Here is a 26,452-nt window from a genome sequence, read left to right on the forward strand (position 1 = left end):
GGCCGTCCCGCTCAGCCGGCCGGCACCACCTCGATCGCGGAGATCTTGGCCTGGTTGACCACGGAGTCGAGGTCGACGTCGACCTTGCCGTCGGTGACCTGGACCGTGTAGGTCTTCACCGCCGCGGTCGCGGACCCGACGTCGGCCACGATGTCGTAGTTGTCCAGCCGCAGCTGTCCCTCCACCGCGACGTCGAACGTACGCCGGCCGGTCCCGCCCGGGCCGCCGCCCGGGGCGCCGAAGTAGATCTCGGCGAAGTGCAGGCGGACCGTGTGGGAGCCGTTCTGCACCGGGATGTCGTAGTCGATCGACCCGGTCTCGGTGGAGTACTCCGACTGGTAGAGCACGTCGTCGGTGGTCCCGGCGATCGCCACGGCGTTGGTGAACGTCTTGCCGCCGGTGCCGTACTGCTGGGCGCCCCACGCGACGCCACCGGTGGTGACCGCCGGTCCGCCGGCGTTGATCCGGATCGCCGCCTGCGGCCGCGGCGGCGTGGTGACGCTCGCCGTGGCCGAGGGGGCCGACGCGTTCTGCGACGTGTCCACCGCGAGCACCCGGTAGGTCACCTGGGTGCCACCCGGTGCGGTCGTGTCGACCAGCGACAGCCCGGCGACGGGGGTCTGGTTGACCCTGGTCCAGGTGGTCGCCCCGGCGGCCTGCCGCTCGACCACGTAGCCCCCGAGGTCGGCGGCCGCGACGGCGTTCCAGGAGACCTGCACGTCGTTGCCCGAGACCGACGCCGAGACGCCTGTGGGCGCCGTGGCGGGGGCGGTGGTGTCCGCCGACGCCACGGGGGCGATGTTGGTCATGAGGAACACGTTGTCCTGGTAGTCGCAGTTGGCGCTGCCGCCACCGCACCCGTTCTGCACGAAGTCCTGCCCGACCAGGTAGGCACCCGGGACGGTGCGCCCGCCGACCTCGACCGGCCACACGCGGATGCCGAGGTTGGCGGGATCGGTCGACGTCGGGGCCTTGTTGGTGGTGTAGCCCGCGATCGTCAGCGCGAAGCTGCCGGTCGGGTTGGCCTGCCCCTGCTGGAAGGGCGCCGAGGCGGGCGCGGTGCCGTTCTGCGCCACCCGGGGGTAGAAGGACTGCCCCCAGGCACCGTCGTGGGAGCCGGAGATCGGGCTGGCGATGTTGTCGCCCGTCTCGCTGCAGCACCCGTGCAGGGCCGTCAGCTGGCGTGCGGTGACCGGTCGGGACGGGTCCAGCCGCTTCCACAGCAGGGACCGCACCTCGTCACCCTGGAGCGGACCGCTGTAGGCGTCCTCGAGCGGCTCGCCGATGGCGGTCGACCAGCCGAACACGCGGGCGACCTCGGTCATGGTGGGCTCGACCCCGCCCTCGGGCTGCGGCTGCCAGTAGCCGCGCAGCTGCACGGGCAGCTGCGGGCGGTTGGCGGCGTTGGACGTGATCGTCATCGTCGCGCCGTAGGCGCCGCGGCTGCCGGCACCCCCGAACTGCACGCGCAGGTCGTAGGTCCCGCCCGGTGCCACGGTGAGCGGCAGGGTGGTGCCCGGGGTGGTGAAGTTGGTCGTGCTGGCGCGCACGCCCGGCGTCGGGTCCACCGGGGCCGACAGGCCCAGGCCGGTCACCACCAGCGGGTCGTCGGGGTCGGTGTTGCTGATCCTCAGCGTGGCCGTGTCGTGGGTGAGCGCGGCCGCGTGGGTGGGGGTGCTCGTCGTGCGGTCGTTGAGGTGGTGCATGACGAGGAAGTCCTCGGCCATGCCCGGCACCACGGTGCCTCCCACGCGCTGGGCGTCCTGGTTGGCGATGGCGATCGCGGCCACGCTGCCGTCGACGATGGTGAACGTCCGCGTCGCGGTCGTGTCGTTGCCGGCCGCGTCGGTGGCCGTGACGGTCACGGTGTGCGCGCCCAGGCCGGTGACCTCGAGCCGGTCGCCGGACGGACGCGGGACGTCCGCGCCGTCGAGCGTCCAGTCGACGAACTCGGTGCCCGAGCCGCCACGGTCCACGACCTCGGCGACGACCGTGGCCTTGGTGACGTAGCCACCGGGGCCCGTGACGCCGGTGACCGACAGGTCGACGGTCGGCGGGATGACGTCGACCTCGGAGCCCGAGGCGACGCTGACCCACTGCACCTTGGTGTTGCTGCCCGTGGAGGCGAGCGTGAGGCGCCCGTCGGTCACGTCGACCGACGCCGTGGCCACCCGGTAGTCACCGGGGCCGGTCGGGACGAAGCCCGACACGAGCGGCACGCCCTCGGCCGCGAGGCCGTGGGAGGAGTCCGCGAAGCCGGCGTCGCCCACCGACACCGAGACGGTGTAGGTGCCGTCGGCGACGGCGAGCTCCCACTCGCCGTCGACCACGCCGGCGACCTGGGTGTCGTCGACGATCATCAGCGTGCTCGTCAACGGGTCGGGGTCCTGCGTGCGGGCCCGCGTGTCGGCGGTCTTGGTCGCCCCACCCTCGGTCCGCACCCAGCCATAGCCGCGGGCCGTGGTGAACAGCTCGCCGCTGTCGGCCGACCAGCCGGCCGGCGTGGGGGACGCGGCGGGCTGGAAGCTCACCTGCGCCACCGTCTCGCCGCCCCCGCCGGTGACCGGCGTGACCTCGAGGTAGTCGATCTTGGCGTTGGTGCCGCCGACGGCGTCGACGGTGAGCTCACCGTCGGACACCGTGACGACCTGCGTGCCGGTCGCGTGGTGGCCGGCGCTGCCCGCCGGTCCGCTCGGGACGTGGGGCGCCGCGAGCAGCGGCACGCCCTCGACGCGGACCTGGTGGGCCTCGGGGTCGGCGTTGGCCGCCGGGTCGCCGAGGGCCGCCGTGACCTGGTAGGTGCCGTCGCCGAGCGCGAGCCCCCACGTGCCGGTGTTGCAGTTGTTGGCCGTGCAGTTCGGCGCGCTCTGCTGCTGGTACTGCATGTGCATGAACGTGTCGAGGCGCTGGTCGCTGTTGAGGTTGCGCTCACGGCCGGAGGTCGTGCGGGCCTCGGGCGCCAGCGTCGAGGCGTTGCGCCAGCCGTAGGTCAGCCCGCCCTGGTCGGCCAGGGTCCGCGGACCGTAGGCCTGGCCGAAGTCGCGGAGGTGTCCCGCCGGCACGGCGGCCGTCTCGCTCTGGAAGTTGACCCGGATGGCCTGTCCCGGCGGCTGGGTGCCGCCGGCCGGCTCGACGTTGCGGACGATGAAGACCACGTCGTTGAAGTCGAACCCGGACGTGTGCTCCTCGGTCGCGACGACGTACGCGTGCGGCACCGGCTGCCCGCCCTCCACGAGCGGGTAGACCCGGACGTGGTTGCCAATCGCGCCGGCGAACGTGTTGAGCGAGTCCTGGGTGTGGACCAGCCGGTTGGCGAAGAACGGCCACCGCGAGACGAACCCGAAGGTCGACTGGCCCGGGTCGAGCTGCAGCGCCCCGGTGGTCGTCGGGGTCAGGGTCTGGCCGTTGGAGGCCGGCGAGTTCGACACCGAGAACAACGTGTTGCGCGTCGCCGGTGCGGCGTCGTCGTACCACGACACCTCGGTGACCGGCGCGCTGTCGGTGGGCCCGAACACCGAGATCGGCTCGACCGTGACCGGGCCGTCGGCGAAGCGGGTGAACGTCTCCACGTCGATGCTGTCGCCGAGGGTCGGCGAGACGCGCTCGCTCGAGCTGGAGTGGATCTCGTTGGTGGCGTCGTTGTCGTCACCGGTGTCGATGCCCAGCTCCCACGCGTCGAGGACGTACTGGAGCGACGGCTCCGCGGAGCCGCCGAGCCCGTCGGTGCCGAGCCCGCGGAGCGAGACCGAGGGCGCGCTTCCGGCGCTCAGGGTCAGCCCGAGCGAGGCCGCTGCCACGCCCTCGCTGCTGGGGTCGAAGCCGACCGTGACGGTCATCGACGCCCCGGGGGCGAGCGTGGCCGGCAGCGACGTGCTGGTGGTGCGGGAGTAGGCCGCGGCACCGGTGCCGGTGATGGCCGCGCCGGTCACCGTGGTGGCCTCGCTGCCGTCGTTGGTCACCGTCACGGTGCCCAGCGTCCGCGAGCCGGCGCTGGTGACCTGGTTGCCCACCAGGCGCCGGGTGCTCAGGGAGACGTCCGCGCCGCCCTGCCCGTCCGGGACCCGGAGCAGGTAGAGCCGCGGCTGGCCGCTGCTCTGGTCGTAGGAGTTGACGTAGAGGTTGCCGGTGTCGAGGTCCTCGACGATGTCCAGCGGGTCGTCGAAGCCGGAGAAGCCGCCGATCGTCGAGCCGGCCTGGCCGCCCTCGACCTGGCCGTTGGCCGCGGTCTCCAGGGTGAAGACGTCGTCGAAGTTGGAGAACCGGACCACCATCAGGCGGCCCTTGAGCTTGCCGCCGAAGGTGTTGGAGCGGTACTCGATGACGCCGTTGGGCGACTTGTTGAACTCGAAGTCGTAGGCCCAGCCGCGGTAGTTGCGGTCCGGCGCCACCGAGGTGGCGTACTTCGACCCGCCCGAGCCGGCGCCCTCCGGGTTGCCGCCGTTGTTGAGGACCCACTCGCAGCGCGACGGGTTCGGGTGGCCGTAGTAGCCGCCCGCCTCGACGTCGAAGAGGAAGTCGCGCTGGGTGTTGTGGTTGGTCACCGCGGGCACCGACGGGGCCGTGTAGGGCGTGCCGTCGATGCGGCGGGTGGCGCACTGGGAGGTCACGTTGCCCCCGGGGACCTGGCCGGTCCGGGTCAGCGTGCCGCCGCTGGCCGTCACGCCGGGGCTGTTGCCGCCGCTGGCCGTGCCGTTGGTCGGCACGTAGAGGCTGCCGTTGGAGGCGTGCACGAGGTCGTAGGCGTTGCGGATGCCGGTGGCGTAGATCTTCAGCGGCGCCGAGGCGGCGAACGGGTCGTACGAGCCGCCCTTGTCGACGGTCTGCACGTCGACCGGCCCGGAGGCCTGCACGCGCTGCCACGCGTCAGCGGGGTCGAAGGTCAGCATGGCCGCGGTGAGCAGCGTCTCGCCCCGGTCGCCCCAGGCGCCGTCGGGGTCGCCGGCGGCCTGGTTGGAGCCCTGGAGGAAGTAGAGCCTCCCGCCGGGGCCGTAGGAGATGGAGTTGGACAGGTGGTCCTTCTGCGAGCGCGGGAGGTTGACGAACACGTCGGAGACGACCGGGTTCGCCACGCTGGTCGAGAAGTCGACCCGGCTCAGCTTGGAGCCGAAGGCCTGCGACTCGTTGCCGATGTTGGCCGTCGCGTGGGTCACCCATGCCACGTCGGGGTTGGTGCGGTCGAACACGAAGCCGACCGCGGCGCGGCCCTGGAAGGCGTTGATGGGCTGCTCGGCACCCAGGGTGCCGTCGGCATTGATCGGGTAGCGGAACATGCCCTGCCCGATGGTGGTGGCCCACAGGTGGCCGTCGTGGACCACGAGGGAGGCGTAGTACTTGCCGTTCTTGCCCAGGTCGACCTTCTGGAAGTCGACGCCGTTGACCGGGTCGAAGGTGCCGTTGGGCGGCTGCACGTCACCGGTGCCGGTCGTGAACAGCGAGCGGAAGGGGACGAAGGTGCGGCCCGTGGTGTCCTTCACGCCGTCGACCACGAACCGGTAGGTGGTGGTGGCCTTGAGGTTGCCGCTCTGCTGGAAGTTGATCGAGTCGCCACCGCCGGTCGTGTTGCGGTTGCCCGCGACCTCGACGTCGGGCGCGCTGCCCGGGACGACCTCGAAGAGCCGCACCGTGGCGTCGGTGACCGTGGCCGGGTCGACCGGTCCCGGCTGGGCGCTGGTGCCGACGAGGTGGACGTCGGCCGCCACGCCCTCGCCGAGCGGAGCACCGAGCGACCGGTTGGCCGGACGCGTCTGCACGACGAACGGCAGCGGGTCCGCGGCGGTGGCGCTCGCCGACCTGACCTCGACGTAGGCCAGCTTGGTGTTGGTGCCGCCCGTGGCGTTGATCGTCAGCTCGCCGTCGACGACGCCGACCCGCGTGGTGGCGGTGTCGAACTCGGCCGACGCGCTGCCGGTGAACCCCTCGATGAGCGCGGAGTTCTCCACGTTGACCGCGTGGAGGCTGTCGTAGCTGGTGGCACCCGGCTGGTCGCCGACCGCGACGGTCACGTCGTAGGTGCCGTTGGCGACCGCGAGCTGCCAGTCGCCGTCCTGGCAGATGTTGGGCGGGCAGGCCGCGTTGGGCACGTCCGCGAACTGCATGTGGATGATCGAGTCGAGCCGCGGGTCCACGCCGGTCCGGCCGCGCACGCGGCCGTTGCCGACGAGGGACAGCTCCTCCTCGCTGTTCTCCTTGACCCAGCCGTAGACGTGCTCGCCGCCGCCCTGCGAGGCGCCGCTGCGCTGGCCGTAGGCCTGCCCGTAGTCCTTGAGGTAGCCCGGGGCCGGGGTGCCGGCCTCGGAGGTGAAGTCCACCTTGACGTCGAGCGGGGTGTAGGGCTCGACGACGCCACCGATGAGCTCGGCGGAGAAGTCGGCGAAGGACACCACGACGTTGTCGGAGGCCGGGGCGCCGCGCTTGGTGGCGTAGACGCCACCGAAGGTGACCGGCCCGCCGGCCCCGAGGTCGGCGCCGGCGAGGAAGGCCGCCGGCACGGGGAGCTGGGTGGGGCCCGCCGTGTTGGCCGGGTCGGTCAGGACGCCGAGCTGGCCGTCGCCCACGGCGTACGAACCGCGGACCACCGGCTGGGCACCGGAGGCGTCGACCTGGAGGACCAGGCGGACCCGCTGGCCGCTCGGGAAGCTGGCGGAGTTGAGCTCGTACGTCGTCGCGGGCTGGGCGATCCCGCCGACCTCCTTGACCAGCTGGACCTTGTTGGTCGTGGCCGAGACCCGGACCACGGCGAGCTTGACGTAGTTGTCCTCGTCGAGGCCGAACCAGAGGCCGCCCTGCTGGCTGCCGTTGGTCGTGCCGGGGAAGGTCGGGTCGACGACCGTCGTCTGGAGCTCGTAGCCGTCGGTGCCACCGGCGAGGCCGACGCCCAGCATGTTGAGCTGCGAGTTGGTGCCGGCGCTGTCGGCGGGCCGCCGGTAAGCGATGCCTTTGGTGGCGGTGATGTCGAGGTTGCCGGACGGGCTCACCGCGAGCAGACCGGGCTCGAAGCCGGGCACGTTCGGGGTGGTCGGCGTCGCGGGCGCCGGGGCCTGGTCCACGTTGGCGCGGGCCGAGGGGTCGTCGACCATGGTGAAGCCGGTGCCGTCCAGGCCGCCCTGCGGGCCGCTGAAGCCGAGGACGTAGGGCGTGTCGACCCGCACCGTGGAGCAGGGCTCCGTGCTGATCGGCAGGCACGGCGCGCCGGCCTTCGCGACGGTGATGCGGAACGTCCGCGTGCCGGTGGCCCGGCCGTCGCTCGCGGTGACCACGACGGTGTAGGGGCTCGCGGCCGCGGTCCCGGCGGCGGGAGTGCCCGCCAGGGTGGCCGTGCCGTCGCCGTTGTCGGTGAGGGTGAGCCCACCCACGGCGAGGTCGGAGGTGATCGTCACGTCGTCGCCCTCGGCGTCGGTCGTGGTGATGGTGACCGGGGCGATGGCGGTGCCCTCGACGGCCGCGACGTCGGCGACCGCTGCGACGACGGGTGCGGTGTTGGGGACCTCGTGCGCCTCGACGGCGAAGTCGCCGAAAGTCGCGGTGACCGTCTCGGTGGCCAGCGCGTTGCGCTTGGTGGCGAAGAGGCCCGCGAAGCCCTGCGGCGCCTCGGTGCCGACCGTGGTCCCGGTCAGGAAGGACTGCGGCACGGGGACGCCGTCGTTGTCGACGGTGTTGGCCGTGTCGACGAGCAGGGTGCGCTGGCCGGCACCGACGGTGTAGAAGAGCTGGGCCGTGCCGCCGGCGCCTGCGGTGTCGACGACCTCCAGCTCGAGCTTCACGTCCTGGCCGACGTTGAAGCCGGCGCTGTTGAGCTCGTACTCAGTGCCAGGCGTCGCCACGCCGTTGACCTCACGGAGCAGCTGGACCTTGTTCTGGGTCGCCGAGAGGCGGGACACGACGGCCTTGACGTAGTTGTCCTCGTCGAGGCCGAACCACAGTCCGCCCTGCTGCGAGCTGTTGCTCGCGCCGCCGAAGCTCGGGGCGAGCACGGTGGTGGTGAGGTCGTAGCCGGTGCTCGAGCCGCGCACGCCCACGCCGAGGGCGTTGAGCTGGGCGTTGGGAGAGGTCGCCGCCGGGTTCTGGCCCGGGGCGCGGTACATGATGCCCTTGGTCGCGGTGATTTCGAGCTGGCCGCCACCGGGAGCCACGAGCGCGGGCTCGAAGCCGGGCGCGTCGGCGTACGTCGGCGTGGTGGGGGCGGGTGCCTGGTCCACACCGGAGCGGAGGGACGGCGGGTCGACCATGGTGAAGCCGGTGTCGTCCAGGCCGCCCTCGCTGCCGGTGAAGGCCAGCGAGAAGGGCAGGTCGACGGCGATGTCGCCGCACGGCAGCGTCGAGCGCTTCGCGCACGGGGTGCCGGGCGCCGGTGCGACCACGACCTCGAAGGTTGCGGTGTCGGAGCCGCCGTTGCCGTCGGAGACGGTGACGGTCGCGGTGGACGTGCCGTCCGCGGTCGGCGTGCCGCCGAGGGCGATGCCCGTGGCGGTGCCGGTGCCGGTCATCCCGGCCGGGAGCCCGGTGACGGTGCGGGTCAGCTGGTCGCCCTCCTCGTCGGTGGCGGGAACGAGCACGGCGGTGTCGACGGCCTGGCCCTGGGTCACCTGGACCGTCGCGGGGCTCGGGTCGCCGGCGACCGGGGCGTCGTTGACCTCGGCGACGGTCAGGACGAAGGTCTCGCTCGCCTTCGCGCCCGCGGCGTCGGTGGCCGTGACGGTCACCGAGAAGGTGCCGCCGACGGTCGGGGTGCCGCTGATCTTGCCGGTCGCGGCGTCGTAGGAGACACCGCTGGGGAGGCCCGACACGGTGATGGCCGGCGTGCCGTCCTCCTCGTCGGTGGCCGCGACGGCGATGGCAGCCATCGCCTGGCCCTCCGTGGCGGTGGTGTCGTCGATCCCGGTCAGCTGGGGTCCGTCGTTGACCTCGGTGACGGTGATGGTGAAGACGACGCTCGCGGTCGCTCCGGCGGAGTCCGCGGCGGTGACTGTCACCGCGAAGGTGCCGCCCACGGTCGGGGTGCCGGTGATGGCGCTGGTGGCCTTGTCGTAGGAGACGCCGGCGGGCAGGCCCGACACGGTGACGGACGGCTTGCCGTCCTCCTTGTCGGTGGCCACGACGGCGACGGCCTGCATCTGCGTGCCCTCGAGCGTCGTGACGTCGCCGAGGGGACCGACGACGGGCGGGGTGTTGACCGGCCCCTCGGGAGCGACCTCGAGCGCGAGGACCTCCCAGGCGGAGGTGTCGAGGCCGTCCTCGGCGCGGAAGCGCGGGGAGTACGTGCCGGCCGAGCCGGTCGGCGGCGTGCCGGAGACGACGCCGGTGGCGCGGTCGAGGGACAGCCAGCCGGGCATCGTGGCCGGGTCGGCGACGTACGAGACGGGCTGGGGCGCGGCGTCGGCGTCGGCGCCGGCCAGCTGCAGGGAGAAGGGCGTCCCGACGGTGGCGGTGCGGGCGCCGACAGGGGCCAGGGTGGGTGCCTGGGTGCGGACGGTGAGCCGGTAGGACACGGACGTCGTGGCGAGGCCGTCGGAAGCCTGGCTGGTCACCTGCCACGCCATGCCGACCGCGGACGCGGGAACGGTGCCGGTGAGGACACCGGTGGTGGCGGAGGTCGTCAGCCAGGCGGGCGGCCCGGCCGGGGTGCGGCCGTTGGCCGGCGCGAAGCCGGTCACCCACGAGAGGGCCCGCGGACCCTTGTCGGGGTCGCTGGCCACCGGAGCGACGCGGACGGCCTGCCCGGCGTCGGCGACCACGTCGGCGAGGGTGGCGACGACGGGGGCCTGGTTGGCCGCCACGCGGAGGGTGAACTTCTCCTTGTCGCTGGCGCGGCCATCGGTCACCGTCAGCACCAGCTTGTACCGGTCGCCGACGGCGGACTGCGGCGCCCGGCCGGTGAGGACGCCGGTCCTCCGGTTGAAGGACGACCAGGCGGGCTTCTCGGCGAGGCGGAACCGCAGCCGGCTCTCGGGCCCGTCCGGGTCGGTGGCGCGCGGCCGCACGACCAGCAGGTGGCCGACGACCGCGGTGGTCGTCGGGATGGCCTTGATGCGCGGCGGCTTGTTGCCCGGCGCCGCTGCTGCGACCGGACCGAGGCCGGTCAGGACCAGGGCTGCCAGGAGCAGCGCCGTCAGCGCTGCGCGCCAGGTCCGGGACGAGAAGGTACGACTGTTCACCGACATGGACGATGTCCCCACGAGTTCCCCACGGAAGAGCCCCACGCTCTTCACCGAGTCGCAATGGCAACACGGAAGCCAGACGGCGGAGTCACCACAATTGGGGAGAAAACCTCGTAGGTCTGACCCACTTCACCCCCACGAGGGGACGGCCGCCGGAGGGCCGGCGAGCGTCCGGACGTGAGGCCCGTCTCACACCCGTGACCGGTGACTGGGCGGTAACAACGGTCCTACTGTGTCGCCATGACCGAGACCGAGGACCGGCCCGAGGACCAGACGCAGCGGCGGGTCAAGGACCGGCCCTGGGTGATGCGCACCTATGCGGGCCACTCGACGGCCGAGGCGTCCAACGCGCTCTACCGCACCAACCTGGCCAAGGGCCAGACCGGCCTCAGCGTGGCGTTCGACCTGCCGACGCAGACCGGCTACGACCCCGACAGCCCGCTCAGCCGCGGCGAGGTCGGCAAGGTCGGCGTACCGGTGCCCCACCTCGGCGAGATGCGCAAGCTCTTCGCCGACATCCCGCTCACCGAGATGAACACCTCGATGACGATCAACGCCACGGCCATGTGGCTGCTGGCGATGTACCAGGTCGTGGCCGAGGAGCAGAACCCCGACCTCTCGCCCGACGAGGTCGCCCACCTGCTGGCCGGCACCACGCAGAACGACATCATCAAGGAGTACCTCTCCCGCGGCACGTACGTCTTCGGCCCGGAGCAGTCGCTGCGCCTGATCGGCGACCTGATCGCCTACACGGTGCACGAGATCCCGAAGTGGAACCCGATCAACATCTGCAGCTACCACCTGCAGGAGGCCGGCGCGACGCCCGTGCAGGAGCTGGCCTACGCCATGTGCACGGCGATCGCGGTGCTCGACCAGGTGCGGGGCTCGGGACAGGTCTCTCCCGACGACTTCGAGAAGGTCGTCGGACGCATCTCGTTCTTCGTCAACGCCGGCGTGCGCTTCGTCGAGGAGACCTGCAAGATGCGGGCCTTCGTCGAGCTGTGGGACGAGGTGACCCGCGAGCGCTACGGCGTCACCGACCCCAAGATGCGGCGCTTCCGCTACGGCGTGCAGGTGAACTCGCTCGGCCTGACCGAGGCCCAGCCGGAGAACAACGTGCAGCGCATCGTGCTGGAGATGCTCGGCGTCACGCTGTCCAAGGACGCGCGTGCCCGTGCGGTCCAGCTGCCCGCCTGGAACGAGGCGCTGGGCCTGCCGCGGCCGTGGGACCAGCAGTGGTCGCTGCGCTTCCAGCAGGTGCTGGCGTTCGAGTCCGACCTGCTCGAGCACGACGACATCTTCGCCGGCAGCCACGTCATCGAGGCCAAGGTCGCCGAGCTCGTCGAGGGTGCACGGGCCGAGATCGAGCGGGTGCAGGAGATGGGCGGCGCGATCGCCGCGGTGGAGTCCGGCTACATGAAGCAGAACCTCGTCTCCGCGCACGCCGCCCGCCGGGCGCGCATCGAGTCGGGCGAGGAGGTCGTCGTGGGCGTCAACCGGTTCCAGACGACCGAGCCCTCGCCCCTGACCGCGGACCTCGACGCCGCGATCCAGGCCGCCGACCCCGAGGCCGAGCGCGCCGCGCTCGCGAGCCTCGAGGCGTGGCGGGCGCAGCGCGACGACGCCGAGGTCGCCGCCGCGCTCACCGCCCTCGCCGAGGCCGCGAGGACCGACGCCAACCTCATGGGGCCGACGCTGGTCGCCGCCCGCGCCGGAGCGACCACGGGGGAGTGGGCCGGCGCCCTGCGCGAGGTGTTCGGCGAGTTCCGCGCCCCGACCGGCGTCTCCGGCGCCGTCGGCATGGGCGGTGGCTCGGGCGCGGCCGGGACGGAGCTCGCCGCCGTCCGGGAGCGGGTCCGGGCCACCGGCGAGGAGCTGGGCGGCCGGCTGCGCGTGCTCGTCGGCAAGCCGGGCCTCGACGGGCACTCCAACGGCGCCGAGCAGGTCGCCGTACGCGCCCGGGACGCCGGCTTCGAGGTGATCTACCAGGGCATCCGCCTCACGCCGGAGCAGATCGTGGCCGCCGCCGTGGCCGAGGACGTGCACGTGGTCGGCCTCTCGATCCTGTCGGGGTCGCACATGGAGCTGGTGCCCGACGTGCTCGACGGCCTCGCCGCCGCGGGCCTCGGCGACCTCCCGGTGGTGGTGGGCGGCATCATCCCGGCCTCGGACGCCACGGCACTGGTGGAGCGCGGGGTCGCCGCGGTCTACACGCCCAAGGACTTCGGGCTCACCGAGATCATGGGCGGCTTCGTCGACGTGATCCGCCGGGCCAACGGTCTGGACTGACCCTTCCCGGCCCCGACGGCTGGCAGACTCACCGGCATGGCTACCCCTGCGGCTCCCTCTGCGCGGCGCGTGATCGTGGTCGGGGCCGGTGTGGTCGGCCTGTCGTGCGCGGTCCGACTGCTGGAGGCGGGACACCGCGTGGACGTGGTCGCCCGCGACCTGCCGCTCGAGACGACGTCGGCGGTGGCGGCCGCCCTCTGGTACCCCTACCGCGCGCTGCCCCAGGACCGCGTGACGGCCTGGTCCGCGACGACGTACGACGTCTTCGCGACGCTCGCGGCCGACGAGGCCACGGGCGTCCGGATGCTGACGGGCACCGAGGTGCTGAAGACGCCGCAGCCCGACCCGTGGTGGCGCGCGGCGGTGCCGTCGCTGGACCGCGAGACGTCGCTGCCGCCGGGGTACGCCGACGGCTGGACGTTCGTGAGCCCCGTCGTCGACATGCCGCGCTACCTGCGCTGGCTGGTCGCGCGGGTGGAGGAGCTCGGCGGCACGCTGACCCGGATGAACCTGTCCGCGCTCCCCGACGACGGCAGCCTCGTCGTCAACGCGACCGGGCTGGGCGCCCGCCACTTCGGTGCCGACCCGACCGTGACTCCGGTGCGCGGCCAGGTGGTCGTGCTCGAGCAGGTCGGCCTCGACCGCTGGACGCTCGACAGCGGCGGCCTGACCTACGTCGTCCCGCGCACCGACGAGATCGTGGTCGGCGGCACCGACGTGGAGGGCGAGTGGAGCCGTACGCCCGACCCCGCCGTCGCGGAGGCGGTGCTGCACCGCGCGACGGCCCTGGTGCCCGTCCTCGAAGGGGCTCGGGTGCGTCGGCACAAGGTCGGCCTGCGACCGTCGCGCCCCGAGGTCAGGCTCGAGCGGGTGGGCGACGTGATCCACTGCTACGGGCACGGCGGAGCCGGCGTGACGCTGTCGTGGGGCTGCGCCGGGGACGTCGTGGAGCTCGCCGGTGGCTGACTTGCAGTGCGCCGCCCGCGTGCACGTCGCCCGGCACGGCGCCGGCACGACCGGCGACCCGGACCCGTTCGCGGACACCTTCGCGTCGTGGCTGGACGGCGACCTCACCGCGCGGATCCCGGGCGCGGAGAGCGGCCACGAGGTGGCCGCTCGCTACGAGGCCGTGCTCCTGGAGATCGCGGACGAGCACCGCGGCGAGGCGGTGCTGGTGGTCAGCCACGGCGGGGTCATGCGCCTCGCGCTGCCCGCGCTGGCGCGCAACCTGACGCCTGGGCATGCGCGCGGCCTCCCGCTCGACAGCTGCGACGTGGTGGCGCTGGACGCCGATGCCGACGGCTGGCTCGTGCGGTCATGGGCCGACCGGCCGCTCGCCTGAGCACCGCGAGGTAAGCCTTCCCTAAGTCTCGGGTAGGGTCTCCGGCGTGGGGTCCAAGAGCGCGAAGAAGGCCGGCAAGGCCAAGGTCGCCAAGCTGCCCAAGAAGAAGTGCTGCGTGTCCTCCAAGAAGTGCAACCGGTGTCCGCTCCGGATGCTCAAGGAGGGCACCCTGCCCCCCGGCTACACCGTCAAGAAGCGCCGGCTGGTCAAGGTCGACGTGAAGAAGTCCGGGAAGGGCGACAAGGCCGCCTGAGCCCCCGTCACGTCAGCGCGAGCGCGACGACGAGGACCGCGAGCATCACGGCCAGCGCGATCCCCATCCGTACGGCCATGCCCTTGATCCACAGCGACATCAGCGTCTCCGTGCCGCCCCTGCGGTCGAGCGGCACGACCTCGACCACGGCGGAGCGGTTGATCGGCCCGTGGACGTGCGGGTACGTGTCGTCCCCGACCGCCTCCACCAGCACGTCGGCGTCGGTGAGCCGTGCGGGGTCGATGGTCAGCAGGACGAGTCGCTCGCCGAGGCCGCGGTAGTAGCGGTCGAAGACGCCCTGCACCTGGTCGCGCCGGCTGGCGTGGATGAACCCCTCCTCCTCGAGGCTCCGCCCGACCGTCGAGGTGGTGTAGGTCCCGGTCGCCAGCGTCCGCCGCCAGTCGGCCTCGCTCGCGATGTGAAAGATGTGCTCGGGCACGGACGCGGTCACCGTGGGAGGGTAGCGAGGAGCGCGGAACATCCGCGTCACCGAGTGACCCGGATCTTCCGCGCTGATGCCTCGCGTCAGAAGAGCCGGTGCTCCGCGTCGTCCATGCCGCGCAGCGCGTCGTAGTCCACCAGGGCGCACGCGATGCCGCGGTCGGTGGCCAGCACGCGCGCCTGGGGCTTGATCTCCTGGGCGGCGAAGATGCCGCGGACCGAGCCCTTGCGGGTCAGCGCCGGGTCGCGGTTGAGCAGGTCGAGGTAGCGGGTGAGCTGCTCCACGCCGTCGATCTCCCCGCGCCGCTTGATCTCCACCGCGACCGAGAGGCCCTCGGCGTCACGGCACATGAGGTCGACCGGACCGATCGCGGTCATGTACTCGCGGCGGACGAGCGTGAGGCCGTCGGCCAGCGTCGCGGGGTGCTCGGCGAGCAGCTCCTGGAGGTGCTTCTCCACGCCGTCCTTCTGCAGGCCGGGGTCGACGCCGAGGTCGTGCGAGGTGTCGTGCAGCACCTCGTCGATGAGGATGCGCAGGGTGTCGTCGGACTTCGTCGCCGAGACCAGCCACTCAGCGCGGCCGTCCTCGGCGACGCCCTCGCGGACCGTGCAGGGCGGCGACATCCAGTTGAGCGGCTTGTAGGACCCGCCGTCGGAGTGGATGAGCACCGAGCCGTCCGACTTCAGCATCAGCACCCGGGTGGCGAGCGGGAGGTGGGCGGTCAGCCGACCTGCGTAGTCCACCTGGCAGCGCGCGACGACGATCCTCACGACGGGCGAATCTACAGGGATCGCGCGTCGCGCCACGCAGCGCTCCCGTCCGGCACCCGGCGCCCGCGGCGTGACGGTTCCCACACCCGCCAGCCGGCAAGCGCGTGGGAGCATGCGTGCCATGACTGACGTGCCTGCTCGCGAGTTCACCACCGTCGGAGTGATCGGCCTGGGCACCATGGGTGCGGGCATCGCCGAGGTGTTCGCCCGCAACGGCCACCGCGTCATCGGCGTCGAGGTCACCGACGCGGCCGTCGAGCGCGGCCGGCAGCACCTCGAGCACTCCACCGGGCGCGCGGTGAAGCGCGGCAAGATGACCGAGGAGCAGCAGGACGAGATCCTCGGGCGCATCACGCTCACCACCGAGATGAAGGACCTCGCCGTCGCCGACCTGGTCGTCGAGGCGGTCGTGGAGTCGCTCGAGGTCAAGAAGGCGATCTTCCGGACGCTGGACTCGATCGTCGACCCGGAGGCCGTGCTGGCCACCAACACCTCCTCGCTCAGCGTCACCGAGATCTCGACGGCCAACTCCCGGCCCGGTCGGGTCGTCGGCGTGCACTTCTTCAACCCCGCGCCCGTGCAGAACCTCGTCGAGGTCATCCGGACGGTCGTCACCGAGCCGCAGGTCCTCGCCGACGTGGTGGACCTGCTGCGCGACCTCGGGAAGAACCCGGTGGTCTGCGGCGACAAGGCGGGGTTCATCGCCAACACCCTGCTCTTCGGCTACCTCAACCACGCCGTCGCGATGTACGAGGGCAAGTACGCCTCGCGCGAGGACATCGACGCCGCCATGCGCTTCGGCTGCGGCTACCCCATGGGCCCGCTGGCGCTGCTGGACCTCATCGGCCTCGACACCGCCTACGAGATCCTCGACACGATGTACAAGCAGGGACGCGACCGGCTGCACGCGCCGGCGCCGCTCCTCAAGCAGTACGTCACCGCCGGCCTGCTGGGCCGCAAGTCGGGCCGTGGGTTCTACACCTACGAGGCTCCCGACAGCCCCGTCGTGGTGGCGGACGCGCACACCCCGAGCGAGGACGACAAGCCGCGGCTGCACCACGACATCCGGCTCGTCGGTGTCGTCGGCACCGGCACCATGGCCTCGGGCATCGTGGAGGTCTTCGCGAAGGCCGGCCACGACGTCGTGTTCACCGGCCGCGGTCAGGACAAGGTGGACGGCGTCGTCGCCGCGATCACCAGGAGCTTCGACAAGCAGATCCAGCGCGGGCGCGCCACCGAGGAGGAGAAGGCGGAGGTGCTCGGCCGGGTCCGCGGCACGACGTCGCTCGACGACCTGCGCGACGTCGACCTGGTCGTCGAGGCGATCGCCGAGGACCTCGCCGTGAAGACGACCCTGTTCGAGAACCTCGACGAGATCTGCAAGCCCGGCGCCATCCTGGCGACCACCACCTCGTCGCTGCCGATCATCTCGATGGCCCGGGTGACCAAGCGTCCCCAGCAGGTCATCGGCATGCACTTCTTCAATCCCGCAACGATCATGAAGCTGGTCGAGGTCGTCTCGACCGTCGCGACCGACGAGGCCGTCACCGAGACGGTGCTCGCGCTGTGCGAGAAGGTCGGCAAGGTGGCGGTGCGGTGCGGCGACCGGGCCGGGTTCATCGTCAACGCGCTGCTGTTCCCCTACCTCAACGACGCGGTCAAGATGCTCGAGGCGCACTACGCCACCGCCGACGACATCGACACCGCGATGAAGCAGGGATGCGCCCTCCCGATGGGCCCGTTCGAGCTGCTCGACGTCGTCGGCAACGACGTGTCGCTGGCGATCCAGCGCGAGCTCTACCTCGAGTTCCGCGAGCCCGGCTTCTCGCCGGCCCCGCTGCTGGAGCACCTGGTGACCGCCGGCTACCTCGGGCGCAAGACCGGGCGGGGCTTCCGCGACTACAGCGGCGCCCGCTGACCCGACCGGAGCGGGCCGACCGGCGCGGCCGGGTGCCGTACGGAGCGGGCCGCGTCAGTCGAGGCAGAACTCGTTGCCCTCGGGATCGGTCATGACGATGTGGCCGGCCGACATGGGTGGGGCCGGCTCGTGCCGCTCGACCCGGGCGGCGCCGAGCGCCACGAGCCGCTCGCACTCGCCCTCGAGGGCCGCCATCCGCTCCTCGCCCTGCAGGCCGGGGGCGGCGCGGACGTCGAGGTGGACCCGGTTCTTGGCCGTCTTGCCCTCGGGCACGCGCTGGAAGAACAGCCGCGGGCCGTCGCCCTCGGGGTCCTCGGCGGCGGAGGCGGCGTTCCACTCCGACTCCGGCACTCCGTTGCCACGGAGGAAGTCGTGCCACGCCTCGAAGGGGTCCTGCCCCTCCTCGAGCTCGCGCCCGGGCGGCGGCGGGATGGAGTAGCCCATCGCGTCGGCCCAGAAGCGGGACAGCGCCTCGGGGTCGTGGGCGTCGAAGGTCACCTGGATGGTTCGGCTCATGGGAGGCATCCTGCTCCTCCCCACCGACACTGTCAGCCGTCAGCGACGGGCCTCAGCCGCCGTGCACCACCAGCGCGGCCAGCCGGGCGCGGGTGTTGATGTCGAGCTTGCGGTAGATGTGGGTGAGGTGGGCGTCGACGGTGCGCGGCGAGACGAAGAGCTCCTCGGCGATCTGGCGGCTGGTCAGCCCGTGAGCGACGCGGTCGGCCACCTGCCGCTCGGCGGGGGTCAGCGCGTCGAGCGCCGACGGGGGAGCCGAGGTCGGGCGGTTGAACACCGCGGTGACCAGCGGCGTGACGTCGGCGGCGAGGTCGTCGCCGGCGAGCCACTCCGAGGGCGCTCGGCTCGCGGGCACCACGTCGTAGTCGGCGGAGTAGCCCCAGCGCACCGCCATCCGCGGGGTCCGGAGCGCGAAGGCGGCGGCCGCGAGGGCGCGGGCCTCGGGCAGGTCGCGGGCGCGGGCCACGCCGGCCAGCCCGTCGAGCACGTCGGCGGCCCGCAGCGGCAGCCCCATGGAGCGGCAGCTCTCGAGGGCGGTGAGGTAGGTCGTGGTCGCCTGGTCGAGGTCGCCCAGCGCGACCAGCGCGCGCCCCAGCAGCAGCCGGGCGTCGACGCCGTCGCGGCCCAGGCGCGCGGAGTCGGCGAGCGCGACCACGTCGGCGGCCAGCCCGGCGGCCTGCCGCGCGTCACCGCGGACGAGGAGGTCGCGGCCGTCCTGGGCGAGCACCGGGAGCCGGACCGCCCACGGGAGGGTCTCGCGGACCACCTCGGAGGGCTGCCACGAGGGGTCGATGCCGCGCAGGAGCGTCTCGGCCAGCAGCCCGACCCGGTCCTCCGCGAGCTCGCGGGACTCCAGCACGACGGCGCGCGCGCCGGCGACCGCCTCCGCGATGCGCCCCTGCTCGAGCGCGATGCGGGCCAGGATGGTGCGTGCGGACAGGTCGATCCAGCGCTCGTCGCGGCTGGTGCGCGCCGGCATGGCGTCACTCGCGGCCTGGGTCGCCTCGGCGAAGCGACCCTGCGAGGCGTAGACGTCGGCCAGGGTGCGGGTGGCCTGCCGGCTGATGGATCCCTCGGGGTCGAGGCTGATCGCACGCCGGGCCTCGGCCTCGGCGCTGACCATCTCGCCGGCGTCGAGGTGCATCTCGGCGCGGATCGACGCGGTCTTGGCGAGCTGCTCCTCCGGCCGCGGGGCCGCGGAGGAGTGCTGGTCGGCCCGGTCCAGGAGCCACAGCCCCTCGTAGGTGCCGCGCACCTCGGACGCGGCGATGCCGGCCCGACGGGCGACCTGCGCGCCGATCGCCGAGGGTCCGTCGCCGCTGGCCAGTGCGCCCTCGAGGATCTCGAGCGCCTCGCGGGTGCGCATGGAGGTGTAGAGGGAGGAGAAGATCCGGTTGGCCACCGAGTAGCCGTCGGCGCGCGTCTCGGGCCGGGCGCACGCGGTGAGCACCGCGTGCCGCATCGCGGGGAGGTCGCCCAGCCACGCGGCGTCGGCCGCGCCGTAGTTGTCGTGCTCGGGGGCGTGGTCCTGCGCCCACGCCAGGAGTCCGGCCTCGACGGCCGCCACGTCGTCGGTGCCGGCCAGCGCGCGGGCCCGCCCGCGGATGGGGGAGAGCATGTCGAAGCGACCGCCCTGGTCGACCTCGAGGAGGCTGCGCCGGACCAGGCCGCCGGCCAGCTCGGCCGCCTCGGGGACCGGGAGGTCGAGCACGCGGGCGAGCACCTCGAGGCCGACGGGGAAGTCGAGCACCCCGACGCGCCGCAGCGCCGTGGCGCTCGCGTCGTCGAGCAGGGCGTGCGCGGAGTCGACGGCCTGGTCGAGGCTGACGGTCGACATGGCGTTGCTCAACCCGACCAGGGCCGACTGCACGGCCACCTGCTCGATGAGGAGGGGCAGCCCGCCGGTGGCGGTCAGGAGGCGGCGTACCTCGTGCGCCTGTGCCGCGAGGTCGACCTGCTGCCCGCCGGCCGAGCGGATGCGGCGCAGGAAGAGCTCGACGGCCGGTCCCTCGAGCGGACCGCGCTGGTGGGGCACCGGCAGCGGGCCGACGCGGATGACGGACTCGTAGGGCTCGTCGGCCGTGGTGCGGGCGGTGATCACCACGCGGGCGTCGCTGGTGCTCTCCAGCACCGACTGCAGCACCGGCCCGGCGCCCGTCGCGTCGAGGTCGAGGCCGTCGAGGACGAGCAGGCACTCGCGGCCGTCCACGGCCCGCCCGAGCGCACCGGCGAGGGAGTCGCCCGGCGCCGTCTCGGCGTCGAGGCTCGCGAGCGCGGCGACGAGCACCTCGTCGATGCTGCGCAGGGCGCGGGCGTCGACCCAGGACGTGGTCGAGTCGGCGGCCACGTGGCGCACCACGAGGGTCTTGCCGCTGCCCGGCGGGCCCACCACGGTCACCCACCGCGACTCGAGCAGCGCCTCGCCCAGCGCTCGACGGACGTCGTCACGACCGAGACAGGGGGACAGCACGCGCTGAATGTATCGCTCCCGCAGGACAGTTACGTAGGACTACGGATGCCGCCGCGCACGCGATCGCGGGAGTCTTCTCGTACGCCGAGGGCGTCGGGACCGCACGAGGGGATGGCCCCGCAGCCCACCGGCCGCCTGTCGGAGCAGGCCGCACGTCGTCGGGGGTCGACGGGCGGCCTGCTCCTCCAGGTCCGGCGCCGCTGAGCGGTTGCCGCGGCTGCGTACGCTGGATGCATGGAACTCGTCCTCGTGCTGGTCGTCCTCGGCGGGTTGACGGCGGTCGCCGTCACGGCGGGGAAGACGGGCAAGAAGCGCGAGCTGGCGCGCGCCGAGGCCGAGGTGGCGCCCGTGAAGAGGCTCGCCGAGGAGGACGTCACCGCCCTCGGCGTCGAGCTCCAGGACCTCGACATCGACCTGGCCGGCGAGCCGCTGGACCCGGGCGCCAACGCCGACTACCAGCGCGCCCTCGACTCCTACGAGTCCGCGAAGGTCGCCGCCGCCGGGCTGACGCGGCCCGAGGACGTCAGGCACGTCACCGAGATCCTCGAGGACGGCCGCTACGCGATGGCGTGCGTCCGCGCGCGGGTGGCCGGACAGCCGCTCCCGACGCGCCGCCCGCCGTGCTTCTTCGACCCGCGCCACGGGCTGTCCGTCGCCGACGTCCCCTGGACGCCGCCGGGCGGCGCGTCGCGCGACGTCCCGGCGTGCGCGCTCGACGTGGAGCGGGTCCGCGCCGGTGCCGAGCCCGACATCCGCAAGGTCATGGTCGGCTCGCGCCGCGTGCCCTACTGGCAGGGCGGCCGGGCCTATCAGCCCTACGCCCAGGGCTACTTCGGCGGGTTCGGCCCGATGGACTGGATGTTCATGGGCATGCTCTTCGGCGGCGGCTTCGACGGCCTCGGTGAGGGCATCGGAGCCATCGGCGAGGGCATCGGCGACATGTTCGGCGGCATCGGCGACGGCATCGGCGACCTGTTCGACGGGTTCGACTTCTAGTCCGACCCCCGCCCGGGGCACGCTCGGACCGGCGCGGCGGCTCCCGCCGCCGTGACCGGGCGGCCCGTGCGCGAGGATGGGCCGGTGAGCCTGCACCGCACCGAGCTCGGCCAGACGGGGTCGCGCGTCGTCTTCTGCCACGGCCTCTTCGGCCAGGGGCGCAACTGGACGCAGATCGCCAAGGCGCTCAGCGCCGACCACCGCGTCCTGCTCCTCGACATGCCCAACCACGGGCGCTCGCCGTGGACGGAGACGTTCGACTACCTGGACCTCGCCGACATCGTCGCCGACGCGATCGGCGACGAGCCGGTCACGCTCGTCGGCCACTCGATGGGCGGGAAGATCGCGATGTGCCTCGCGCTGCGCCACCCGGAGCTGGTCGAGCGGCTGGTGGTCGTCGACGTCGCGCCGGTGGCGTACGCCAGTGGGCGGGAGTTCGTCGGCTACATCGAGACCATGCGGGGGATGGACGTCGCCTCGATCGAGCGGCGCGAGCAGGCCGAGGAGGCGCTGCGCGAGGCGGTGCCCAACCCGGTGGTGCGCAGCTTCCTGCTGCAGAACCTCAGGCGCACCGAGGACGGCTGGCGCTGGCAGGTCAACCTCGACCTCCTCGGCGAGCACATGGCGTCGCTGACCGGCTGGCCGGGCGAGGCGCTCGGCCCGGCGGCGTACGACGGACCGGTGCTGTGGGTCGGTGGGGCAGGCTCGGACTACATCTCCGACGAGCACGCCGGCGAGATGGACCGACGGTTCCCGCGCAACCGCCGCGTCCTGGTGAAGGGCGCCGGCCACTGGGTGCACTCCGAGCAGCCGGAGGTCTTCCTCGAGGTGCTGCGCCGGTTCCTGGCCTGAGGTCGGACCGAGGTCGGACTGAAGACCGGCCCGGTCGCCCGGACCTCAGGCCTTCTGCCGGGCCCGGTAGGCCGCGACGGCCTCGCGGTTGCCGCACGTGGTCGAGCAGTAGCGCCGGGAGCGGTTGCGCGAGAGGTCGAGCACGACGTCGTCGCAGTCGTCCGCGGCGCAGCGGTCGAGGCGCGACATCTCGTCGGCACGGATCACGTCGACCATGGCCATCGCCGTCTCGACGACGACACGCTCGTCGAGCGGTCGGTCGGGGCCCACGGCGTGCAGGTGCCAGTCCCAGCTGTCGTGGCGCTGGAGCTGAGGGAGTGCCCGGGCCTTCGCGAGCATGCCGTTGACGATGCCCGCGGCCTCGTCCCGCTCGGCCAGCAGCAGCTCCTTGAGCGCGGGGCGCAGCCGGCGCACGGCCGCCAGCTCGGCGGGCGTCGCGTCGTGCCGCCCGGTGTAGGACCACGAGGCGAGGAACGCCGAGAGGTCCTCGACCGACCCGAGCGGGTCGCCGGGCTCGTCGGTCGAGTTGACGAGGGCGACGGCCGCCTGGAGGGCCGCGTCCGTGTCATCCGTGAAAAGCATGTTGACACATTACACCGACCCGCCTACGGTCATGACCGTGACGGCTTTGACACATGACACCCGATCCTCCCGGACCGCCGCCGGCCTGCTCTTCGCCGTGGTCTCGGCGACGTCGTTCGGCATGTCCGGAGTCCTGGCCCGGGGCCTGCTCGACACCGGCTGGAGCGCGGGCGCCACCGTCGCCCTGCGGGTCGCCATCGCCGCCGCGGTGCTCGTCGTGCCGGGCGCCCTGGCGCTGCGCGGTCGCTGGCACCTGGTGCGCGACAACGCCGGCCTCATCGTGGTCTACGGCGTCGCGGCCGTCGCCGGGGCCCAGCTGTGCTACTTCTACGCCGTCACCTACATGCAGGTCAGCGTCGCGCTGCTCCTGGAGTACACCGCGCCGGTGGCCGTCGTGGTCTGGCTGTGGCTGCGCCACGGCCACCGTCCCTCCGGACTGACGCTGCTCGGGGCCGCGATCGCCGCGACGGGCCTGGTGCTCGTGCTCGACGTCGTCTCGGGCGCCGAGCTCAGCACGGCCGGGGTGCTGTGGGCCCTCGGCGCCATGGTGGGTGCGGCGACCTACTTCGTGATCTCGGCCGACGAGGACAACGGCCTGCCGGGCATCACCCTGGCCGCCGGCGGGCTGCTCGTCGGCGCGACGGTCCTGGTCGTCGCCGGGCTGGTGGGCGTGCTGCCCTTCGACGCCTCGACCGCCGACGCCGTCTACGACGGACGCGAGGTGGTGTGGTGGCTGCCCGTCGTCGCGCTCGGACTCGTGACGGCTGCGCTCGCCTACGTCACCGGCATCGCGGCCGGGCGCCGCCTGGGCAGCCGGCTCGCGTCGTTCGTCGCGCTCGGCGAGGTCCTCGCCGCGGTCGTCTTCGCCTGGCTGGTCCTGGGGGAGCTGCCCCGGGCGATCCAGATGGCCGGAGGCCTCCTGGTGCTGGCCGGCGTCGTGGTCGTCAAGCTCGGGGAGGGGCGCTCGCCGCTCATGGTGGAGCCGGTGCCCGAGCGCGAGGTCAGTGGGCGTCCTGCCGCTTGAGGAACACCTCGCGGTGCAGCAGCAGCAGGGCGGCCGCGACGGGCACGGCCAGCAGCGCGCCGATGATGCCCATCAGCGAGCCGCCCACCAGCGCGGCGACCACGGTCACCGACCCCGGGATGTCGACCGACTTCTTCATGATGCGCGGGTAGATGAAGTAGGACTCGAGCTGCTGGTAGGCGAGGTAGTAGATGAGCGCCACCAGCGCGACCGTCGGTGAGACGGTGAGCGCGAGCAGCGTCATGATCGCGCCGGAGACGAAGGCGCCGACGACCGGGATGAGCGAGAACAACCCCACGACGAAGGCCAGCGCGAAGGCGTAGTCGCTCAGCCCGATGAGGAACGAGAACACGAGCGTGCTGAGCCCCGCGCACAGCGCGACGATGAACGCACCGGCGACGTAGGCGCCGGTCGAGCGGATGATGCGGTCGCCCAGCTCGCTGACGCGGGGCCGCTTCGAGGCCGGCGCCAGGGAGTAGCCGGCGTGCTTGATGCTCGGCAGCGAGGCGAGGAAGTAGATCATCAGCACGATCACGATGAGGCTGTTGGTGAGCGCGGACAGCACCCGCAGGCCGAAGCCGAGCGCGCCGCCGAAGACGCGCTCGCCGAACCCGCCCTCCTCGATGTACTCGCGGGCGCGGGCGATGACGTCGTACCGGTCGTCGAGGCGCTGCACCTGGCGGTTGTCCTGGAGCTGGTCGAGCCAGCCGGGCGCGCTGCGCGTGATCGCCGCGATCTGCTCGCTGATCACCGGCGCGATCGCGAAGACGAACAGCGTGAGGACGGAGATCACCACGACGAGCACGAGCAGCACCGAGAGCCCGCGGCGGATCCCCCGGCGCATGAAGAACTCCACGACCGGGTTGAGCCCGATCGCGAGGAACATCGACATGACGAGCAGCACCAGCACCGAGGAGATGCTCAGCAGCTGCTGGCTGAGGAAGACGGCGACGAGGGCACCGAGGGCGCCGAAGAAGCCGATCTTGAACGGCGAGTGCCGCAGCAGGAGGGGCGGCGTCGTCGGCTCCGCCGGGGCGTACGGCGCGGGCGTCGCCTCGTCGACCACGAGGTCCGTGGCGTCGTCGATGCGCTCGGCGATGACCGCGGCCGACCGGACCGACTCGTCGGCGGCGTCCTCCGCAGCGTCGGCCGCCGCCTCGGCGCGGTCGGCGTGGTCGCTGACCTGCTCGACCGCCTCCGTGACCTGCTCGGTGACCTGCTCGGTGACCTGCTCGGTGACCTGCTCGGTGACCTGCTCGGTGACCTGCTCGGTGACCTGCTCGGTGACCTGCTCGGTGACCTGCACCGGGGCCTGCACCGGGGCCTGCTCGCTGACGTGGTGGGGCACCCCGTCCGCCTCCGGCGCCGCGGCCCCGGCGTCCCGGGGGGCCACGGCCTCCCGGAGCCGGTCGCGCCAGGTCAGGACTCGTCCTCGCTGAATCCCGCGACGACGTCGTGCAGGGCTCCGAGCTGTGCGGTGATGGCATCGCGGCGCTTGCTGACCCGGTCGACCTCCGCCCGGATGTTGGCGAGCTCGCGCTCGGCCTCGGCGACCCGGGTGGCACCGATGGAGTCGGCCTGCGACCGCGCGGACGCGACCACCTGCTCGGCCTCGCGGCGCGCCCGGCTCAGCAGGCCCTCCGCCTCGGACTGCGCCTGCTGGCGGTGGGCGTTGGCCTGGGCCGTCGCCTCGCGGGCACGCTGCTCGGCCGCGTTGGCGCGGTTCTCCGCCTCGGCGACGAGCCGCTGGGTCTCGGCGGTGGCATTGCTGTGGTGCTCGGCGGCCTCGCGGGCCAGCCGCTCCTTCTCCACCGCCAGGGTGCGGCGGGCCTCCTGCACCTCGCGGTCCGCGGCGGCGCGGGCCTGCTCGGCCTCGCGGGTCGCGGTGACCCGCATCTCGTTGGTCTCCTGCCGGGCGGCGAGGCGCAGCTGGTCGGCCTCGCGCTGGGCCGCGGCCAGCAGGTCCTCGGCCTCGGCCTTGGCGAGGTTGCGCTCGGTCTCGGCGTCGGTGACGAGGCGCGAGCGCATCTCGTCGAGCTCCTTGAGCTGCACCATGCGCATGTCGTCGGCCTCGCGGGACGCGTCGGCGCGGATGCTGTGGGCGTCGCGCTCGGCCCGCGTGCGGATCTCGTCGGCGTCGCGCTGGGCGGCCGAGCGCACGTCGGCGGCCTCGTCCTCGGCCATCTTGAGCATCGAGGTGGCCCGTCCGCCGAGGCCGGCGTAGGTCGGGTTGAGGTGCTCCTCGAGCTCGCTGCGCAGCTGCTGCATCTCCGACTCGAGGTCGATGACGCGCTGCTCGCTGCTGGCCAGGCTGGCGGCCAGGCCGGACTTCTCGGTCTGCAGCTGGCCGACGCGCTGGTCGACGGCAGCCTTGTCGTAGCCGCCGCGCCGGACGACCGGCAGCGGGGCCGCGGCGGGCGGCGGGACCGGGGCCGATGCGGGGGCGTCGACCCGGGCCGGGCGGGCCGCGGGCGGGGCGGACCGGGGGGCGGACCGGGGGGCGGACCGGGGGGCAGACCTCGGGGCGGACTGGGGGAGCGGCGGCGGGATGATCGGCGCCTTGCGGGTGGCCTCGGGCTCCGGCGACGGGGCCTGCTCGGGGGCGGCCGGCGGCTCCGGCGCCGCGGCCGCGGGAGCGTCCGGTCCGTCCTGGGGCGCGACGGGCAGCACCTGGGTCTCCTCGGCTGCGCCGTCGGCGGACTCCGGCTCGTCGAAGATGGACAGGCCCTTGTCGGAGCTCATTCGGGGCACCTCTCTCAGGTCGTGCGGACTGCGTCGGTGCCAGTGTCCCTGATGCCCGGACACAAACACACCCCGGCTCGCGGGCCCTCGCCGATCGGGGTG

The 26,452-nt window shown here is 73.1% G+C and carries 16 protein-coding genes; 8 read left to right on the top strand and 8 right to left on the bottom strand.

Annotation, left to right across the window (positions count from 1 at the left end; translation table 11 throughout):
- Nucleotides 1–11 precede the first annotated feature (11 nt).
- Nucleotides 12–10,151, bottom strand: coding sequence for a putative Ig domain-containing protein (locus HN031_RS14095; protein ID WP_172270855.1), 10,140 nt, complete (start codon nt 10,149–10,151; stop codon nt 12–14).
- A 243-nt stretch (nt 10,152–10,394) separates the two neighbouring features.
- On the opposite strand from HN031_RS14095, the gene HN031_RS14100 reads away from it, so the two are divergent.
- From HN031_RS14100 to HN031_RS14115, 4 genes are read left to right on the top strand one after another with little or no spacing between them, the layout of a single operon-like run.
- On the top strand, nt 10,395–12,443 hold the full coding sequence (locus HN031_RS14100; RefSeq protein ID WP_172270857.1) for a protein meaA: 2,049 nt from the start codon (nt 10,395–10,397) through the stop codon (nt 12,441–12,443).
- Between the two features lie 36 nt (nt 12,444–12,479).
- A complete protein-coding gene (locus HN031_RS14105) occupies nt 12,480–13,409 on the top strand; it encodes an FAD-dependent oxidoreductase (RefSeq protein WP_172270859.1) in 930 nt (309 codons plus the stop codon).
- Nucleotides 13,402–13,785 carry a histidine phosphatase family protein gene (locus HN031_RS14110; protein ID WP_172270861.1) on the top strand — a complete coding sequence of 128 codons (384 nt, stop codon included), beginning with the start codon at nt 13,402–13,404 and terminating at the stop codon, nt 13,783–13,785. The genes HN031_RS14105 and HN031_RS14110 overlap by 8 nt, the downstream gene beginning before the upstream one ends.
- A gap of 46 nt (nt 13,786–13,831) precedes the next feature.
- The gene (locus HN031_RS14115; protein WP_172265516.1) at nt 13,832–14,038 is read left to right on the top strand and encodes a hypothetical protein; all 207 of its coding nucleotides are present in this window, start codon (nt 13,832–13,834) and stop codon (nt 14,036–14,038) included.
- 7 nt (nt 14,039–14,045) lie between these two features.
- Here the strand turns inward: HN031_RS14115 and HN031_RS14120 are convergent, their stop codons facing one another.
- A complete protein-coding gene (locus HN031_RS14120; protein WP_216652137.1) occupies nt 14,046–14,489 on the bottom strand; it encodes a DUF952 domain-containing protein in 444 nt (147 codons plus the stop codon).
- A 74-nt stretch (nt 14,490–14,563) separates the two neighbouring features.
- Nucleotides 14,564–15,250 carry an endonuclease NucS gene (nucS, locus tag HN031_RS14125; protein WP_172270864.1) on the bottom strand — a complete coding sequence of 229 codons (687 nt, stop codon included), beginning with the start codon at nt 15,248–15,250 and terminating at the stop codon, nt 14,564–14,566.
- A 121-nt stretch (nt 15,251–15,371) separates the two neighbouring features.
- Here nucS and HN031_RS14130 point away from each other — a divergent pair, with 121 nt between their 5' ends.
- On the top strand, nt 15,372–17,168 hold the full coding sequence (locus HN031_RS14130; RefSeq protein WP_172270865.1) for a 3-hydroxyacyl-CoA dehydrogenase family protein: 1,797 nt from the start codon (nt 15,372–15,374) through the stop codon (nt 17,166–17,168).
- 54 nt (nt 17,169–17,222) lie between these two features.
- Here HN031_RS14130 and HN031_RS14135 read toward each other — a convergent pair whose 3' ends face one another.
- The gene (locus HN031_RS14135) at nt 17,223–17,684 is read right to left on the bottom strand and encodes a VOC family protein (protein WP_172270866.1); all 462 of its coding nucleotides are present in this window, start codon (nt 17,682–17,684) and stop codon (nt 17,223–17,225) included.
- Between the two features lie 52 nt (nt 17,685–17,736).
- Nucleotides 17,737–20,154 (bottom strand): LuxR family transcriptional regulator, encoded by a 2,418-nt coding sequence (locus HN031_RS14140; protein ID WP_172270867.1) that lies wholly within the window; start codon nt 20,152–20,154, stop codon nt 17,737–17,739.
- A gap of 234 nt (nt 20,155–20,388) precedes the next feature.
- Between HN031_RS14140 and HN031_RS14145 the strand changes: the two genes are divergently transcribed.
- Together HN031_RS14145 and HN031_RS14150 are read left to right on the top strand one after the other, a co-directional pair.
- Nucleotides 20,389–21,150 (top strand): hypothetical protein, encoded by a 762-nt coding sequence (locus HN031_RS14145; protein WP_172270868.1) that lies wholly within the window; start codon nt 20,389–20,391, stop codon nt 21,148–21,150.
- 84 nt (nt 21,151–21,234) lie between these two features.
- Nucleotides 21,235–22,002 (top strand): alpha/beta fold hydrolase, encoded by a 768-nt coding sequence (locus tag HN031_RS14150; RefSeq protein WP_172270869.1) that lies wholly within the window; start codon nt 21,235–21,237, stop codon nt 22,000–22,002.
- A 45-nt stretch (nt 22,003–22,047) separates the two neighbouring features.
- Here HN031_RS14150 and HN031_RS14155 read toward each other — a convergent pair whose 3' ends face one another.
- Complete coding sequence (locus HN031_RS14155; protein ID WP_172270870.1) at nt 22,048–22,584, bottom strand: CGNR zinc finger domain-containing protein; 537 nt, start codon at nt 22,582–22,584, stop codon at nt 22,048–22,050.
- Nucleotides 22,585–22,621: 37 nt separating this feature from the next.
- Here HN031_RS14155 and HN031_RS14160 point away from each other — a divergent pair, with 37 nt between their 5' ends.
- On the top strand, nt 22,622–23,608 hold the full coding sequence (locus HN031_RS14160) for a DMT family transporter (RefSeq protein ID WP_367650766.1): 987 nt from the start codon (nt 22,622–22,624) through the stop codon (nt 23,606–23,608).
- On the opposite strand, the gene HN031_RS14165 is transcribed toward HN031_RS14160, so the two are convergent.
- Nucleotides 23,586–24,956, bottom strand: a complete 1,371-nt coding sequence (locus HN031_RS14165; RefSeq protein WP_172270873.1) for an AI-2E family transporter — start codon at nt 24,954–24,956, stop codon at nt 23,586–23,588. The two genes, HN031_RS14160 and HN031_RS14165, sit on opposite strands and share 23 nt — an antisense overlap.
- 71 nt (nt 24,957–25,027) lie before the next feature.
- On the bottom strand, nt 25,028–26,350 hold the full coding sequence (locus HN031_RS14170) for a DivIVA domain-containing protein (protein WP_253943066.1): 1,323 nt from the start codon (nt 26,348–26,350) through the stop codon (nt 25,028–25,030).
- Between the last annotated feature and the right edge of the window lie 102 nt (nt 26,351–26,452).

Source organism: Nocardioides sp. zg-1308 (genome assembly GCF_013155375.1).
Taxonomy (GTDB): Bacteria; Actinomycetota; Actinomycetes; order Propionibacteriales; family Nocardioidaceae; genus Nocardioides; species Nocardioides renjunii.